This window comes from Salinicola halimionae (assembly GCF_003206065.1).
Taxonomy (GTDB): domain Bacteria; phylum Pseudomonadota; class Gammaproteobacteria; order Pseudomonadales; family Halomonadaceae; genus Salinicola; species Salinicola halimionae.
Genome location: NZ_PZJQ01000004.1, coordinates 1,314,803 through 1,331,224, shown reverse-complemented (window position 1 = coordinate 1,331,224; position 16,422 = coordinate 1,314,803). Strand labels below are relative to the sequence as shown.

13 protein-coding genes and 1 tRNA gene are annotated in these 16,422 nt (G+C 56.4%); 9 read left to right on the top strand and 5 right to left on the bottom strand.

Features of this window, described 5'->3' with window-relative positions; translation table 11 throughout:
* The 8 genes from DOM27_RS11850 to DOM27_RS11815 all read left to right on the top strand — a co-directional run bounded on the left by DOM27_RS11850 (window position 1) and on the right by DOM27_RS11815 (window position 9,963).
* The gene (locus DOM27_RS11850) at window positions 1-1,089 is read left to right on the top strand and encodes a glycosyltransferase family 4 protein (protein ID WP_110656170.1); all 1,089 of its coding nucleotides are present in this window, start codon (window positions 1-3) and stop codon (window positions 1,087-1,089) included.
* 66 nt (window positions 1,090-1,155) lie between these two features.
* Window positions 1,156-2,373, top strand: coding sequence for a capsular polysaccharide export protein, LipB/KpsS family (locus DOM27_RS11845; RefSeq protein ID WP_110656169.1), 1,218 nt, complete (start codon window positions 1,156-1,158; stop codon window positions 2,371-2,373).
* A complete protein-coding gene (gene kdsA, locus DOM27_RS11840; RefSeq protein WP_110656168.1) occupies window positions 2,373-3,218 on the top strand; it encodes a 3-deoxy-8-phosphooctulonate synthase in 846 nt (281 codons plus the stop codon). The genes DOM27_RS11845 and kdsA overlap by 1 nt, the downstream gene beginning before the upstream one ends.
* A gap of 20 nt (window positions 3,219-3,238) precedes the next feature.
* Window positions 3,239-3,793 (top strand): KdsC family phosphatase, encoded by a 555-nt coding sequence (locus tag DOM27_RS11835; RefSeq protein ID WP_110656462.1) that lies wholly within the window; start codon window positions 3,239-3,241, stop codon window positions 3,791-3,793.
* A gap of 436 nt (window positions 3,794-4,229) precedes the next feature.
* Complete coding sequence (locus DOM27_RS11830) at window positions 4,230-5,162, top strand: KpsF/GutQ family sugar-phosphate isomerase (protein ID WP_110656167.1); 933 nt, start codon at window positions 4,230-4,232, stop codon at window positions 5,160-5,162.
* Between the two features lie 151 nt (window positions 5,163-5,313).
* A complete protein-coding gene (locus tag DOM27_RS11825; RefSeq protein ID WP_110656166.1) occupies window positions 5,314-6,675 on the top strand; it encodes an undecaprenyl-phosphate glucose phosphotransferase in 1,362 nt (453 codons plus the stop codon).
* 147 nt (window positions 6,676-6,822) lie between these two features.
* A complete protein-coding gene (locus DOM27_RS11820; protein ID WP_110656165.1) occupies window positions 6,823-7,881 on the top strand; it encodes an acyltransferase family protein in 1,059 nt (352 codons plus the stop codon).
* Window positions 7,882-7,956: 75 nt separating this feature from the next.
* The gene (locus DOM27_RS11815; protein ID WP_110656164.1) at window positions 7,957-9,963 is read left to right on the top strand and encodes an acyltransferase family protein; all 2,007 of its coding nucleotides are present in this window, start codon (window positions 7,957-7,959) and stop codon (window positions 9,961-9,963) included.
* 297 nt (window positions 9,964-10,260) lie between these two features.
* Here DOM27_RS11815 and DOM27_RS11810 read toward each other — a convergent pair whose 3' ends face one another.
* The 4 genes from DOM27_RS11810 to DOM27_RS11795 all read right to left on the bottom strand — a co-directional run bounded on the left by DOM27_RS11810 (window position 10,261) and on the right by DOM27_RS11795 (window position 14,325).
* Window positions 10,261-12,636 (bottom strand): right-handed parallel beta-helix repeat-containing protein, encoded by a 2,376-nt coding sequence (locus DOM27_RS11810; RefSeq protein WP_110656163.1) that lies wholly within the window; start codon window positions 12,634-12,636, stop codon window positions 10,261-10,263.
* 158 nt (window positions 12,637-12,794) lie between these two features.
* The gene (locus DOM27_RS11805; protein ID WP_110656162.1) at window positions 12,795-13,160 is read right to left on the bottom strand and encodes a VanZ family protein; all 366 of its coding nucleotides are present in this window, start codon (window positions 13,158-13,160) and stop codon (window positions 12,795-12,797) included.
* A gap of 71 nt (window positions 13,161-13,231) precedes the next feature.
* The gene (locus DOM27_RS11800) at window positions 13,232-13,960 is read right to left on the bottom strand and encodes an LrgB family protein (RefSeq protein ID WP_110656161.1); all 729 of its coding nucleotides are present in this window, start codon (window positions 13,958-13,960) and stop codon (window positions 13,232-13,234) included.
* Window positions 13,957-14,325, bottom strand: coding sequence for a CidA/LrgA family protein (locus DOM27_RS11795; RefSeq protein ID WP_110656160.1), 369 nt, complete (start codon window positions 14,323-14,325; stop codon window positions 13,957-13,959). The genes DOM27_RS11800 and DOM27_RS11795 overlap by 4 nt, the downstream gene beginning before the upstream one ends.
* 246 nt (window positions 14,326-14,571) lie before the next feature.
* On the opposite strand from DOM27_RS11795, the gene DOM27_RS11790 reads away from it, so the two are divergent.
* Window positions 14,572-14,648, top strand: a tRNA-Pro gene (locus DOM27_RS11790).
* 179 nt (window positions 14,649-14,827) lie between these two features.
* On the opposite strand, the gene DOM27_RS11785 is transcribed toward DOM27_RS11790, so the two are convergent.
* Window positions 14,828-16,282: an SLC13 family permease gene (locus tag DOM27_RS11785; protein WP_110656159.1), complete on the bottom strand. Its 1,455-nt coding sequence runs from the start codon at window positions 16,280-16,282 to the stop codon at window positions 14,828-14,830.
* Window positions 16,283-16,422 lie beyond the last annotated feature (140 nt).

Below are 16,422 nucleotides of genomic sequence, written 5' to 3'. Positions count from 1 at the left end.
ATGAAAATCATGCATGTCTGCGAGACGGTGACGGGTGGCATCGCCACCTACCTGAATAACGTGGTTGGAGAGCAGGCTCGCCGGCCGGAGGTCGAGGAAGTGTCGGTGCTGTTGCCGAGCTCTCAGTTGGATGAGATCAATCTGGGCGATATCGGCGGTCTGAATAGCAAGATCCATTTGCTGGGATTCGGCGGTGACGGCCGGCTACAGCGTTTACGTCACCTCGCATCGCGCCTGCGTGGTGCCATCGGGGACGCGCGGCCCGATGTAGTTCACGTCCATAGCACCTTTGCAGGATTTCTATGCCGTACGCTGCCCATTTCGTTCCATGGCGCCAAGTTGATCTATCAACCCCATGGCGTTGCATTCGACCCTCATCGAATCTCCGGCCTCAAGAAGCACGGCATTCAATGGGTCGAGAAAGCGCTTTATCAGCGCACTGATGGGGTGGTCGCCATCTCCGAGTATGAGCAGGCGTTGCTGGCGCAGGCAGGCATGGGCGACAAGTCCTTGCTGATCAAGAACTGCGTACGTGACACGCGAGAAGTTATCGGTGAAGGGCGTAAGGAAGATTTCTATCTCTTTATCGGACGCTTTGATCGTCAGAAAGGTTTCGATCACCTCTATGAGTTCTGGGGTGAGGATCGTCCTCCCCTGAAGATCGTTGGCGGAAACGTCGTCGACGCCGAAGCCGGCTTTGCGGATCGCGACAATATGGAGTTTCTCGGTTGGCTCGACAACGCCACGCTCGACGGACTGATCGCTCGTGCCAAAGCGTTGATCGTGCCTAGTCGCTGGGAAGGTTTCGGATTGGTGGTGTTGGAAGCCTATCGCAACGGGACGCCGGTGATCTGTTCGAACCGTGGCGCATTGCCCGAGCTGGTCAGCCATGGAGAGACGGGCTTCGTCTTCGATTTCGATGATTTCGCGGCGTCTCTGGCCACGGTCATGACCAAGTTCGACGAGTGTGATCAGCAGGTAATGGGGCAGCGGTGCCGCGATTGCTATGAACGTGACTTTTCGCCCACCAGCATGAACGCGGAACTCATGAAGCTTTATCAGCCCCACGAACTGCTCCCAGCATCATGAGGCGCTATTAGCTTCATCAAGCGATATCAGCCTTTAAAAACGCTACCAGCATAAGTGGACAGTGCTATGTATAGTCAGGTTCTCATCAATATCTCGAACCCCGAGGATTACCGCTTCTTCAAGCGAGTTTTCGCGGCGCCCAATGCCGGTGGTTGTCGAATCGATTTCGTGGCCAATAATGCCATCATGTATGTCTATCTCAAGCTCAAGCGTGAGCGAGTCTTCATGCCTCGACGTGGGCGGGGTCGAACCTGTCGAGAAAACAATTTCAGCATTCTGACCGGTCGCTTGACGCATGCGCAGGCAGATCGGGTCTATTCCGGCTTCGCGGACTTCATCGAGCGCGAGCAACCGAAGCATCAGTGGGATCTTTATATTCTGCCGAGTGGCCGTCTGGCGTCGCAGTCCGCATTGGCGGATCACGCGCGATCCAAGGGCATCGATGTGTTGTATACGGGCTATGGCAATATCGGTAACAAGACCTTCGCGGACCCACAGGGCACCGACATGCAGTCCTATCTTTATGAGCATGTCGAGGTGTTGGACGCGTATCCTGTCGACATCGAAGCCTTCCGGCGCTGGAAGCAGGACTACACGACGGCACGGATGAAAAAACACGTCATTGGTCAGGCGCGTACGCTCGACTTCAAGACGGTCTTTCAGAAGTTCGTTCAAGTCATGGGTTGTCGCGTCGAGTCCATCCTCGGTTACGCTGGTGAAAATGCCTATGGTTTCGACGAGTTGCAGAAGCTCAAGAAGGCCGATGCCGTAGACCTAGACCATATGGATTGGGAAATGCCCTATCTATTCTTCCCGATGCAGGTCAGCACCGATGCGCAGATCATCCTGAACTACCACAAGAACAGCGTCATCGATGGGCTCAAGGATGCGATAGCGATGGCCAAGGAGAAAGGGCTGAAGTTGGTCATCAAGCCCCATCCTGCAGAGATCAATCAGGCCATTCCCTCGATTCTGTCAAAACTGCGAGCGGAGCACGGGTTTCTGATCGTCAACGAGAATACGTTCCAGTTGCTGGATCGTGCAGTGGAGGCGGTCACCATCAATTCCACGGTTGGCCTCGAGGCCAAACTGCTGGACAAGAAAGTGACGTTTTTGGGCAATACCTTTTATGCGCAGTTCAGCGAACGCCGACTTGCCGCGTATATCCATCACTATCTGGTGGATGAAGATTACTTCCAGGATACTCCCTTCAGCGGTGCGAATTTCGCTAAGCTAATGGATCGCGCAAGATTGCAATTTATGGACAGAAGTGAGGTGGCTTGATGAGATCCGTACCGGTTGCCGGGCTGACAGTGGCCAATGACGCGCCTTTCACGTTGTTTGGCGGCCTCAACGTGCTGGAAGATATGGACAGCACGCTGAAGGCTTGTGAAGCCTACGTCGAGGTAACACAGAAACTCGGCATTCCCTATGTATTCAAGGCGTCGTTCGACAAGGCCAATCGCTCCTCGATTCACTCCTTCCGGGGTGTCGGGCTCGATGAAGGCATGAAGATCTTCGAGGCGGTCAAGCGAGAGTTCAACGTGCCGGTGATCACCGACGTGCACGAGATCGAACAGGCCGGCCCCGTCGCCGAAGTCGCCGACGTGATTCAGCTGCCAGCGTTTCTGGCGCGTCAGACCGATCTGGTCGTGGCCATGGCCAGGACCGGCAAGCCGATCAATATCAAGAAGCCGCAGTTCCTGAGCCCTGGGCAGATGAAAAACATCGTCGCCAAGTGTGCCGAGGCGGGTAACGAGCAGGTCATTCTTTGCGAACGGGGCAGTTGTTTCGGGTATGACAATCTGGTCGTCGATATGCTGGGTTTCCGTGAAATGATGGATGTCAGCGGCAACGCGCCGGTGATCTTCGATGTGACGCACAGCCTGCAGCGACGCGATCCGACAAGTGATGCCTCCGGTGGGCGTCGTCGTCAGGTGCTGGAGCTTGCGCGTTCCGGGATGGCGATCGGATTGGCCGGCCTGTTTCTCGAGGCGCACCCCGATCCTGATAACGCACGCTGCGATGGCCCCAGCGCACTGCCGCTGGACAAGCTCGAACCGTTCCTGGCCCAGATCAAGGCGGTGGATGATCTGATCAAGAACCTGCCCACGGTCGAGATTGATTAATGACAAGCCGAGATCGATTGATGGCACGCCCGGATCGTCGTGACCAGATCGAATTGATGCTGTTCGATGTCGATGGCGTGCTGACCGATGGCACGTTGTTGATCGGGCCAGAAGGCGAGTCGCTGAAACCGTTCAATGTGCGTGACGGTGTGGCGATCGGCCTGCTGCGCCAGCACGGCATCAAGAGTGGGGTGCTGTCGGCGAAATCGAGCCAGCCGCTGATTACTCGAGCGACCCAGCTGGGCATGGACGTGATCAAGATCGGATTCAGCCATAAGCTCGAAGCCATTCGCCAGATCGCCGAAGAGCAGGGGATTGCTCCTGAACGCATCGGTTTCGTGGGGGATGACATCATCGATATTCCGGTCATGCAGGAAGTGGCCGTTGCTTATGCGCCGGCGGACGCGCATCCATTGGTCATCGAGGTGGCTGATCATGTCACGCAAGCGCTGGGCGGACGTGGTGTCGCGCGGGAAATCGCCGAAGATCTGCTAGCGGCTCGCGGTCTCGATCTCGCCGAGATGTATGCGCACATGCTGGGGGATGCCGACGCCCTGCGTCGCGTCGTGCAGTAAGGCTTTCGCCTCAGGCGTTAAGCCTCGGATGCTGAGCCCTAGGTGCTAGTTGTAAGACCTAGTGCATTCGCCATCACCCGCCCGGGTGGTGGCCTTTTCTGAGCTTCAATTTCTGAACTTCAATCTCTGAGCTGCGATCGATCCGGGTTCTTCCGGAGCCTCGGTCGTCTGACGGTGACGTGCCTTTGCGCGTGTTCTGACGTCATGCGTGAGATCTTGCGCCTGCGTCTTACCGCAATGTCTTTCCAAAATGGTCTTCCTGGAGTGGCCTTCACGGAATGGCCTTTGCGCAATGGCACGGTCTGATCCTGGCCACGGCACCCTCGGTAATGCTCCATCTGGAATGTCCTATCTCGACCTCGAATGCTCTCTTTCGATCTGAGGGCCATCGGTCTCGAACCCATTGATCTCATTCAGACTCAGGGAGGGAATCATCATGAATCTGGAATATCTGGAAACGGCCAGGCAGGTCTTCGTCAAGGAAGCCGAATCGCTGCTGGAAGTGTCTCGCAAGCTGGATAACGATTTGAGCACCGCGATTGACGCGATCCTGGAAACACCGGGACGGGTCATCATCTGCGGGATGGGTAAATCCGGCATCGTCGGTCGCAAGATCGCGGCGACGCTGGCCAGCACCGGGACCCCGAGTTTCTTCATGCATCCGGGAGAGGCTTATCACGGCGATCTCGGCATGGTCACGCCGCATGATGTGTTCCTCGCGATTTCCAATTCCGGCGAAACGGAAGAGGTGATCAAGCTGATCCCCTATCTCAAGGACAACGGCAATTATCTTGTCGGGATGACCGGGAATCGCGGCTCCACGTTGGCCCGGGCTTCCCACAGTCACTTGGATATCGGTGTCATCGAGGAGGCTTGCCCGCTGCAGCTGGCACCGACCTCTTCGACTACCGCCACGCTGGCAATGGGTGATGCGCTGGCGGTGACGTTAATGAAAGCGCGAGACTTCCAACCCGAAAATTTTGCCCGCTTTCATCCTGGAGGCTCCTTGGGGCGTCGCTTGCTAAGCCGCGTCGAACACGAAATGCGCAGCGAGAACCTACCGGTCGTCAAGGCTGAGGCGGAAGTGCTCGACGTAATTCAGGCGATGTCGCGTGCGCAACTGGGGATGGCGGTCGTTCAGCACAATGGCAGTTGGGGCGTCATCACTGACGGTGACGTACGTCGCGGCATCGAAAAATACGGCGAGTATGTGTTCTCCAAGAAAGCCTACGACTTCATGACGCCGGAGGCATCCAGGATTTCCCCCACGGCCCGGGTCGAGGATGCACTAGTACTAATGGAATCCAAGAAAATCAATGCTCTGCTGGTCTTCGACAACGAAAAACTGGTTGGCGTATTCAAGAAATAACCGGAACGGAGTCCCTCTGTCGGGGCGGGAAGCCACTTCCGAGAGGACTTTCAATTATTGATTGTCGTTAGCGATTTCAACATCAATTTCAACAACAGGCTTCAACGAAAGACATCTCAAGGGTTACCAGGATGGTATCGGGAGAACGAACATGAAAAGTCTAAATCCTGTAAGGCGGCTGGCGCCGTTAATCGACGTCATGGCGATCGTGATGGCGGGGGTTCTAGCGAATGAAATCCGTTTTCAAACGTCGCAGCTGGACAGTGTCAATGCACTGGTATTGATCGTCATGGCGTTGGCCGTCGTGCTGATCAATCTCTTCGGCGGGGGATACAGTAAATGGCGTTCGACGCGGCTACGCAGTCGTATCTACCGACTGCTCTGGGTGTGGACGGCCGTGTTCGCGGCGGTGAGCATTTTGATGTTCCTGCTGAAGCTGTCAGATGCCGTTTCCCGGCAATGGCTGGTGTTCACCTTCATGTTGTCGTTCTGTCTGGTAGCGGCTTCTCGCGCATTGCTGATGATGTTGGCTATGTATCACAACGGACGGATCAAGAATCGGCGTAAGGTTTTTCTGGTGGGGCCGGAGGAGAACCTGCTTGATGTGGCTCGTTCGCTGCGTCAGCACCAGGAACAGGGATACGCGATTGCCGGGGTGTGCCGGGGGCGAGTGCTGAGAGCAGAGAAAACGCCACGGAATCTGGCACGTCGGGTCGAGAAATCGGGTGCCGATGAAGTCTGGATTTGCCTGTCGGTTTCCGAAGGCGAACATGTGAAGGCGATCATGTACAACCTTCGTCATCTGCCGCTGGAAATCCGTTTCATTCCGCATTTTGCCGACATTCCATTACTCAATCATCGAGTCAGCCACATTGCAGGTACGCATGCGATCGATCTCAGTGTCAGTCCGATATCCGGCAGTGCGCTATGGGCCAAGCGGCTCGAAGATATCGTCATCGGCGGTTTGATCCTGCTGCTGATTGCGCCGGTTTGCGTTGCTTGTGCCGTGGCCGTCAAGTTGTCTTCGCCGGGCCCGGTGCTGTTCAAGCAGCTACGCACGGGGGCCAATGGCCACGACGTGCAGGTGTATAAATTTCGCTCGATGAAAATACATCAGGAGAAGAACGGACAGGTTGCCCAGGCAACGCGCCGAGATCCTCGGATTACGCGAGTCGGAGCATTTCTCCGGCGTACGTCACTGGACGAGCTGCCGCAGTTCCTCAATGTCATCCAAGGGCATATGTCGATCGTTGGGCCGAGGCCTCATGCGCTGGCACACAACGAATATTACAAGGATCTGGTCGAATCTTACATGCAGCGTCACATGGTGAAACCGGGTATTACCGGTTGGGCCCAGGTTCGTGGTTTTCGCGGAGAGACCGACACGTTGGACAAGATGCAGCATCGCGTCGAGCACGATCTCTGGTATATCAATAACTGGTCGCTACTGCTTGATCTAAAGATCATTTTTCTGACCGTGTTCAAGGGTTTTGCCGGTAACAACGCCTACTAAGGCTGCTTTCTCAATGCGGTGACCATGGTTGACGGTTGCCTCCTCCCCGTCGGCGGCACGCTTGCTGCCGTTACGTCGTTGCGCTGCCACATTCGTGGCGGAGCGGCGATCTCCGCATTCAATAGATGACGCAGAAGGAAAGCTTTCGTGGGACAGACGACAGCATCACGATATCGATGGATTGATCTGGTCAGAGGGACGGCGGTCGTTCTGGTGATCGTGCTCCACTCTCAATATGGTATTTCCATCCGCTATGAAGGTCTTTGGTCCTGGCTGCCGCTGATGTCGGAATATCTGGCGCCATTTCGTATGCCGGTATTGATGTTCCTTTCCGGCTTGATGGTCGCGCGCTCGCTACAGAAGGGGCCGCGCAGGTTTTTCGGAGGAAAGCTGAAGAATATTGCTCATCCCTACGTCGTGTGGACACTCGTAGCCTTCGTGCTTTACTCGCTGCGTTGGGTCTTGATGAACGAGCCAATGCCGGATGAGCTGTTTCCTCTATTTATTCTGCCGTACAACTATCTGTGGTTCCTTTACTGTTTGTTCATCTATTACATCGCGGCGTTCTTTCTGTTCAAGCTGAGCGCCAAGTGGGCGGTCGCGCTGACGCTGATTTGCTACGTTGGCTACTATTATCTTGCCCAGCATCTGGCACCCGACTGGCTGATGGTGCCCGATGACGATGGTCGCATGGTGCCGACCCTACCGACCAAGATCGTCTTCTATGCGGTCTTCTTCATGCTCGGCGGGTGGTTTGGCGAGAATCTGAACGGTTTCGCAGAAGGTCTGGCGCGCCTGAATCCGGCTATCGTATGGCTTCTCGTGGCAATCTGCGCGACGGGTTATCTCATGCCGTTGCATCCTTTTTCTCCCGTCTATCTATTGATCTCTCTGGCCTCGCTGGTGCCGCTGGCGCGGCTTGCCATGCTCGGTTGGGTGCAGCGTTGCACGATGTTGCTGCAGTGGTGCGGCCGTCAATCCATCGTGCTTTTCGTCGCGCACATGCCGATCATTCTCGTTGTCATCACCGTGCTATCGAAAGCCATGCCAGCTTCCAACGCCAACCTGGTATTCGGATTGCTGTTCGGAACCGCTTTCATCTGTTGCTGTGTTCTGGCATGGATGGCTCAGCGCTGGCCGGCGGTGAGGTTCCTGTTTGCTTACAACCTGAAAAGCCGTCAGGAGCGCCTCGAAAGCCGGGCTTGATCCTGATTCAGCTTGAAATTAACGGTCACAACGGAAGAGGTGTGTTGTCCCAAGTCATTGGAAAGGAGCCAGTCGTTGGACAAGGATCGTGGGTATCTTTACGAAATACAGGGGTTGCGTGCTGTTGCGGCGTTGATGGTCTCCATCTATCACATCTGGATTCAGCGCGTGTCCGGGGGCGTCGATGTCTTCTTCGTTGTTGCCGCTTTTTTTATCGTGGGGTCATTGACGCGACGGGAGTCATTAACGTTAGGTGATGTGCTGGATTACTACGGCAAGACGCTGCGTCGTGTGGTCCCGAGCGCGGCGTTGGTGATCTTTTCGACCATTCTAATATCGATGTGGTTAATGCCAGATTCAATGTGGCGCAACCAGATCAAGCATGCGTTGGCCTCGATCGCGTTCATGGAGAACTGGTCTCTGGCAATGACGGCCACGGACTATCTGCAGCAGGGGTCTCCGCCTTCGCCGTTCCAGCAATTGTGGGCGCTGGCGGTACAGATTCATTTCTATTTCTTCTTCCCGCTCATTCTATGGGTGGGTTTGAAGCTCGATTCTCGTCGTGACCGGGGAGATCATCGTTTCTGCGCCTTGCTGTTGATGATCATCACTGTCGCTTCGCTTGCATACAGCATCTATATCACCGAGAAGAATCAGCCCTGGGCCTATTTCGATACGTTCGCCCGTGCCTGGGAGTTCTCGTTGGGCGGTTTGCTGGCTTTGTTTGTCTCCCGGTTCACGTTATCGATGCTGACGGCCAAGCTGCTGGGCTGGGTGTCGTTGATCGTGTTACTGACATTCGCGTTGTTTCTCAACGTGTCAGCGCTGTTTCCCGGCATCGTGGCATTGGTGCCGGTGCTGGCTGCGGCCGGCATCATCGCTGCCGCGCGGAATCAGGGCGACATGAGGGTGTTGAATAACCGTTTCGTCGTCTGGTTTGGCAACATCTCGTTCTCTTTTTATCTATGGCACTGGCCATTACTGTCGTTCTATCGCTACGTGACCGGAGAGTTCGAGGTCAGTTTCGTGGTGGGGCTGACGATAATCCTGACGTCGGGGATATTGGCATTTCTGACTACCTGGGGATTTGAAACGCCGGTGCGTCGTTCGGCACTGTTGTCTCGTCGCCGAATTTACGCCTACGCCTCTTGTGCCGTGTTGATGTTGTTGCCGCTAGGGTCGCTGTTTGCCTGGTATCAGGATTACCAAGGCAGGAGTGCCGACGCCAAGGCCGACCTTCAAGAGTTCATGCACGAGCCATCGACGACTTTTTCAGAAGGTGGCTCGGTCGAGAGTCAGGATCTGTCCCCGTCGACGCTGATCGCAAGTCAGGATCTGCCGGAATCTTCCTATGATGGCTGCCACCAGAGCTATCTCGAGTCCAAGTTGATCGAATGCGAGTATGGCAACCCTCAATCAGACCACACGGTGGTATTGGCAGGGGGATCGCATGCGCAGCATTGGCTGGCCGCGTTGAAGGTCATTGCCGAGCGGGAAAATTTTCGATTGGTCTCGCTGACCAAAGGCGCCTGCATGTTGTCCATGGACCCGCATGCTCGCTACCAGGTGAATCCTTCCTGCCTGACCTGGAATCGGGAGGCGACTGACAGGCTGATCGAAATCAATCCGGATCTGGTCTTCACTACCAGCACTCGGGGGCAAGGCGAAGATGAGCGTGTCCCTTCGGGTTATCGGCAAGTCTGGAACAGGCTGGCAAAAAGCAGCATCAACGTTTTGGCGCTGCGCGATAATCCATGGTACGGCTTTGACGTTCCTGAATGCGTCGATCTTCACGATGATCCTGCTTCTGCCTGTTCGATTCCGCGGCAGTCCGTGCTGAAAGCGCACTCGCCAACCGATGACGTGCATTTGCCCAACGTCTATTTCGCCGATCTGAGTGATCTCTTCTGTGATGATGAGCGCTGCTCACCGCTGGACGGCAATGTATTGATCTACCGCGATGACCATCACATCACCAACACGTTTTCCTATCTGACGGCGGATCGAATCGAGAAAACGTTGCACCAGGCGGACCTGGTATTCGAACAGCGCTCGAGCGCGGGGCTTGCGCTGCGAGACTGAGAGAGGGTGTCGCGCACTCGAGAATGTGGCGAGTGCGCGTTCTCCTCAAACTCGATTCGTTCGACATGTTTATCGACTGAGGGAGGATGCCTTGGTGCCAACCAGACGCCAATTCTTGACCGCCGGGCTTGGCTGTTTGACGGTGACGCTTTTGCCGCCATGGGTGAGCGGGGCAATTGCTGGCCCCATGACTCGGACACCAGAGCGAGTCGTCCCCGGGCAAGAGCAGCGCATCGCCCGGGTCGTGTCTGCTGATAGCGTGATCGTGCTCCGCTAAAACGGCGAGCGAGGCACCTTTCAATCCTGCTCACGTGGTCGCGTCGCCTTGAGGCCAATGCGGAGTGCGGCATAGCGTTCCGCACTGTCGCCTTTCGTCGTTTCGACGTCCACGGGTTTGAAAGTCAAATCTCGATTGTTTAGCGACTCGAACTGTAAAGCATCGCCGCCGGCGCGCTGGTTGAGGTTTAGATTCTCTATTCGGCTACCCGCGGTGATGAGATTGCCATTGAGACGGAAGGCGTGAGCAGGACGACGCCCGGTGCTACGAGCGTCACTGATCGCGATCGAGGTCTCTACCCCTGGTACGTCGATGCGGCTTTCCATGATGTCCACGATGGTTGTTCCCGCATAGGCGCGAGCCTGAACCAAAAGGGGGATCACTCCCGATGGTTGTTCGACCGTAGATTCGATCGTCCCGCCTTTCCAGCAGCCATATTGGGTGCTGTTGGGCCCTATCGCGACAAACACGTCACCGTCTGTCGCCTTCTTGGTAAAGGTAAAGCGATTGTCGTGCAGCTGCTGTTCCCGGGCGTTGCTGTGGGCGCGTAGGTCCATCAGCACGTTATGGTGCTGTACGTTGCGATAGGTCACGTTCACCCACGAGTCCACCGCTACCAGCCCGAAACCTTCCCCCTCATAGACGAAAGACCCGGTGTCGAGTACGACGTCCTGCTCGAAATCCGGATCCTCGAATCCCGCCAGACGACGAAACAGGGTTTTCCCCAATCCCGGCTTGAACCTCTCGGTTGCGTAGCGGCTGCGCAACTCTGCGGCTTCGGATGTCTGTAGTGCGTAGAAATTCTTGATCACGTTGCCACGAGTGGCATAGAAGATCGATATGCCGAAGTTGCCGGCATTCACCGAGTAAATCCCATCGAACAGGCAGTAGGTACAACCTTCGAAGTCGAAGGCAGTATCGCTGACATCCTTGGCACTGCAGCCATAAATCTTGATGTTGTGAGCGTTGTTGAAATAAATCGCGCCATTAGAGCGGTTGCAGTGGACATCGGTAATGTAGCCGTCACGAAGCCGTCGCATCCAGCGTAGTTCTCCTCCCTTGCCCGGTCTCGCCGAGCCTCCCCAGCCAGAAATATTGCAATAGTCCATGTGGATATGCGCGATGCTGAAATCACGCACAAAATTCAGACGCACGGCACAGGCAGCCTTGCCATCTCCCGGAGAGTAGCTGTACCGGTCGGTACCGCCGGAGAGATGGCTGATACGGATTTGCTGGTTGAGGTCGTCCGGTGTCTGCGCATGAAAGCCCGCCATGACGGCATTGTCGGTCGCTGGATCATCCTCATGGCCCAGCGAGTAGCGATCATTCAATTCCAGCTCGTGGAAAAACTTGATGCCGCCGCAGCGGATGTGGTGATTCTCGTGGTAGTCGACTCCACGCACGCAGACCAGGGCAACGGCAGCGCTGGCGAAATCGGTTGCCTCGAACGTCAGGCCGCTGATTCGAATGTCGTGGCTGAAGGCTTGGTCGATGTCACCGGCGGGTCGCCCTTTGGCCCAGGCATCGATCACGTGTGGCTCTCGCATCCAGAACAGGCCGTCACGGAAAGACGCACCGACGTAATCGCTGACGATGCGGCTGTTGGTTGCTGGTCCGTCTCCGATAATCCGTGTGCCCGAGCACAGCCGAATCTGGCCCTCGCCAACGTACAGCCCTCGCTCATCCGGTAGGTCAGGCAAGTACTTGTTGCGAAAGGGCGTCTTGTCGATCGTCTCCTGCAGCCATGCCGACTCGTCCGTGCCTCGCGAGCCAGAGGTAGCCTTGGCGTTATAGTCGGCACGGAATCCAACTTTCAGAAGATGGACGTCGTGACTTTCGTGAACGTAGGCGGCGCCATCGTCGCTCCACAGCGTGAAGTGATGAAAGTCGGGGCGATTCCCGTCGATGGCGAGCCACGCCATTTGGCCCGCCCGGCTTGTGTCGTCGAGATGAGTGCGTCGCTGTAGTTCGACGTTGATTTCGTCGGGGAGGTCATGATGGAAGCGCTTGCAGATCAGCCGAACACCATCAGTAACGTGATCCGCTGGCCAGCTTTTCAGCATGTCGACGGAGTCGACAACGATCAGGCGCTGATTCAGAGCTGCCGCAAGGGTTTGTGTGCCAGAGGCCGACGCCACGGCGTCTTGATCGAAAAATTGAGCAGTGAGGCTTTGGCGGGAGTCGCCTTTTTCGACATCGATGGCGTAGTGGCCATTGGGTGCCGCCAACTGGATGAGACCCTCTGAGTTCGATGTAAAAGGGTTGGAAAGCGGGGCGCCCGAGACATCCTGTAGATCCGGTGCCGGCTCGGCATTTCCTTGATGGCGCACGGTGACTCGAGCGTTAGAGATGGTTTGTCCATCGGTGTCTTGTGTAAAGAACGTTTTGACTTCCATGAGACATCATCCATTAGGCCATCATCCAATGGTCTAATTATCCCCAGAGTGGTTCATGATCACCTTAGCGAGTCGTTGTCATTTTGTAAGGGCAGGTTGTAAAGACGGGCTGTGGAGACGGGTTGCAAGCGTGAATCGACAAAGGTTAACGACACGAATCAGGAATCCGATGTCGCAAGTCGAGTCAGTTGCACGAGGAGCCAGCCCAGGCTGGCGCCAAGCATATCGATGCCGACATCGCTGAGTCTGGGATGCCGGTGGGGCGAAAAGTGTTGCAGCCACTCGGTACCCAGGGCGGGGATCAAGCAAAGGGCCAATGGAAGCCAGGGCGCGCGATGACGCATCAGCCAGGAGAGTAAACCGCTTATCATGACGAAGAGCACGAAGTGTGATGCCGGTTGAATCGTATTGCTCGCGCCCAGCCAGCGCTGGATCGAAGCCTCGTACTCACCGGGCATGAGTGTGCCGGCCGCGAGTATTATCAACACGGCCGCTAGAGCGGGCGCCACAATTTTTACTTTCATACCTCGATCCTTGAAACGATTCGCACGTTCAGTTGAGTGCCCACGCCCTTTTGAGTTCCTGCTGGCGTTTGCTAGAGCCCGAATAAATGCACAATGGGCGGCAGTATGAAAGCCGTGACCAAACCGGACGTCCCCATTGCCAGCCCCGAGAAGGCGCCGGCCACGCTACCGATGGAGGCAAAACAGTAGGCGGTGCCGAAGCCATGAGCCGCCAGCCCCATGGAGTAGCCCTGAATGGTGGGGTCCGTGATTCGGGTAAGTCGGAAAATCCAGGGCCCGACGATGCACCCCACGACGCCGGTCAGCAGCACCAGGCCGGCCGTCAGTGAAGGAATTCCGCCGATTTTCTCGGCAACCCCCATCGCAATCGGGGATGTTACCGATTTGGGAGCCAGCGATAGCACCGTTTCGGGGCCGGCGCCCAAAATCATGGCGATGCCGACGGCGGAGATCACCGCTGTGACGACACCGGTAAGCGTACCGACGACGATGGGCCACAGCATGCGGCGCACGCGTTCGCGGTGATCGTAGAGCGGTATGGCCAGCGCAACCGTGGCCGGACCCAGTAGAAAATGCAGGAACTGGGCGCCCTCGAAATAGGTGGTGTAATCTGTGTCGGTCAGGAACAGAAAACCAATCAACAGAGCAATGGCCACGATGACCGGATGAAGAAGTGGAGTTCTGCCTGCCCAACGGTTGATCCTGCTGGCAACGATGAATGCCAGCAGGGTGGCGAATAGATGCAGCAGCGGACTGGCGGCCAGATAGACCCACACCTTTGCGAGACCGAAATCGTTCATGCATCACCTTCCCTGGAGGAAGTCGCTTTTTTCGCAACGCGCTGCAGGATCTGGCTGGTCACCAGAAGGGTCACCGACGTGGATACGATCAGCGTAATGATCAGGATCCCGATTTCCCGACCGATCAGACCGAAATGCTGGATAAGACCGACGCCGGCGGGTACGAACAACAACGTTAGATATTTGAGCAGACCTTCTCCCATCGTCCGCAGACTGCCTGGAACACTGCCCCGTGTGATCAAGCCGATCAGGAGAATCAACATGCCGAGCACGGGGCCGGGAACGGGAAGCGCAAGAGCGCGGCTAATGATCTCGCCTAGAAACTGACAGCCGAGCAGGATGCTCATCCCGATGATCAATCCCATATCGCCACCTTTAGACTTTGGTCGTAATGACGATAGATTGTACCCGTGGCCCGACCAGGAGACGAGGCTCATGGGCGAGTCATGAACGCGGTAGGGATGCAGTGCCCTGACGAACCCGGAGGTTGTAGTGGCACGCTTTCGCAAGCGATTGAAAAAAAAGCCTTAAGAAGCGCTTTTCATTTCTCGAGGTGCAAGGTAGTATACGCAGCGTTTCGCAGGGACCGAACTTTGGTGACTGACCGAAACCGGAGCGTGGCGCAGCTTGGTAGCGCGCTGCAATGGGGTTGCAGAGGTCGCAGGTTCGAATCCTGTCGCTCCGACCAAATATGAGAAAGGCCATCGGATTTTTTCTGATGGCCTTTTTTTGTCTGCGTTTTTTGAATTCTCTCGAATGTAGAAGAGTGCTTGGCATCGATAGCCGCGCAGCTAAAAAGCCGGCATCGTCACAGCGGTAATTGTCGCGCCGATGTCGGCGGTCTGAGCGTCTTCGGTCGACTCCGACCTAGAGCCAGAGTAGTTCGATCAGCCCCATGCAGATCAGCGTGACCAGTACCGTACCCGCGATGTTCAACAGAAACCCGGCTCGGATCATCGATTGAATTTTCATGTGGCCGGTTGCGAATACAATGGCGTTGGGGGGCGTGGCTACCGGCATCATGAATGCGCAGCTGGCGGCGATCGCGGCTGGCACGGTAATCAGCAGTGGATCGACGCCGAGCGACATGGCCAGTGCGCCGAGCAGTGGCAAAAAGGCGGCAGCCGTTGCCGTATTGGATGTCAGTTCGGTCAAGAAGATGATCACCAGCACCACGATGCCGATCAACAGTAACAGCGGTAAAGCACCAAACACGCTCAGTTGATTGGCGATCCAGTCAGCGAGCCCTGAACTGCTGATGGTACTGGCAAGAGCCAGGCCGCCGCCGAACAGCAGCAGAATTCCCCAGGGCAGATCCCTGGCATCGTCCCATAGCAACAGCGGTCGATGGCGTTCATTGCCGCTGGGGATCAGGAAAAGCGCTACCCCGGCCAGCAACGCGACCGAAGTATCGGATAGCCATTCGATCCCCCAGTCATTGAGAAGCGGACGTGTTACCCAAGCCAGTGCTGCAAGTAGAAAAACGATACCGACACGGGCTTCCGCCGGGCTGAGCTTGCCCAGTTTGGCCAGTTCATCGCCGATGACATTGCCACTACCATCGTCGAGCTCCAGCTCGAAGCCGCCGCGAGTCAGCCACCACCAGGCCACGGCCATCATCGCGATGCTGACCGGCAGGCCGACGACCATCCATTGGGCAAAACCTAGTTCGATATTCTGCTCGCTCGACAGGTAGCCCGCGAGAATGGCATTGGGTGGCGTACCGATCAGCGTTGCGATGCCCCCGATACTGGCGGAGTAGGCGATGGCCAGCAGCAGAGCGGTCGCGTAGCGTTTGACTTCGTCCGATTCCGCACTGGCAAACAGCGAAACCACCGACATGCCGATGGGCAGCATCATGATGGCGGTTGCGGTGTTAGAGACCCACATGCTGATGAACCCCGTCGCCAGCATGAAGCCTGCGATCTGCTGCTTGGGCTTCTGGCCGACGACATTGAGAATCCGTAGCGCGATGCGTCGATGCAGATTCCAGCGCTGCATGGCGATGCCGAGCAGAAAACCGCCGAGAAACAGGAAAATCGTGGGGTTGGCATAGCTAGCGGCAGTGCTTTTCAGGTCGGCAATACCGAGCGCGGGCGCCAGCGGAATGGGAAGTAGGGACGTTGCCGGGATTGGGATGGCTTCGGTTGCCCACCAGGTCGCCAATAATAGTGCTAGCCCGATACAGTGCCAGGCGGCCGGTTCCATACCGGCTGGCGCCGGTAAGACCTGCGTCAAGATAATCCAGATCGGTCCGAGAACGAGACCGATTTGCGCGGCCATCGAAGGCGCTTTTGGCGTCTGTTCAGTCGTTTCCGCCATCAGAGGAAATCCTTTTCGGGTGGCTTGAGTTCTGTCTATTCTACTTAAGATGTAGCCCTATCGATGCGACCCCTCCTTAGTCTTTGGTCTAGGGTGGGCGTTGATCTTTCTGGTGGGTAGCAGGCTAAACACGATAGTGC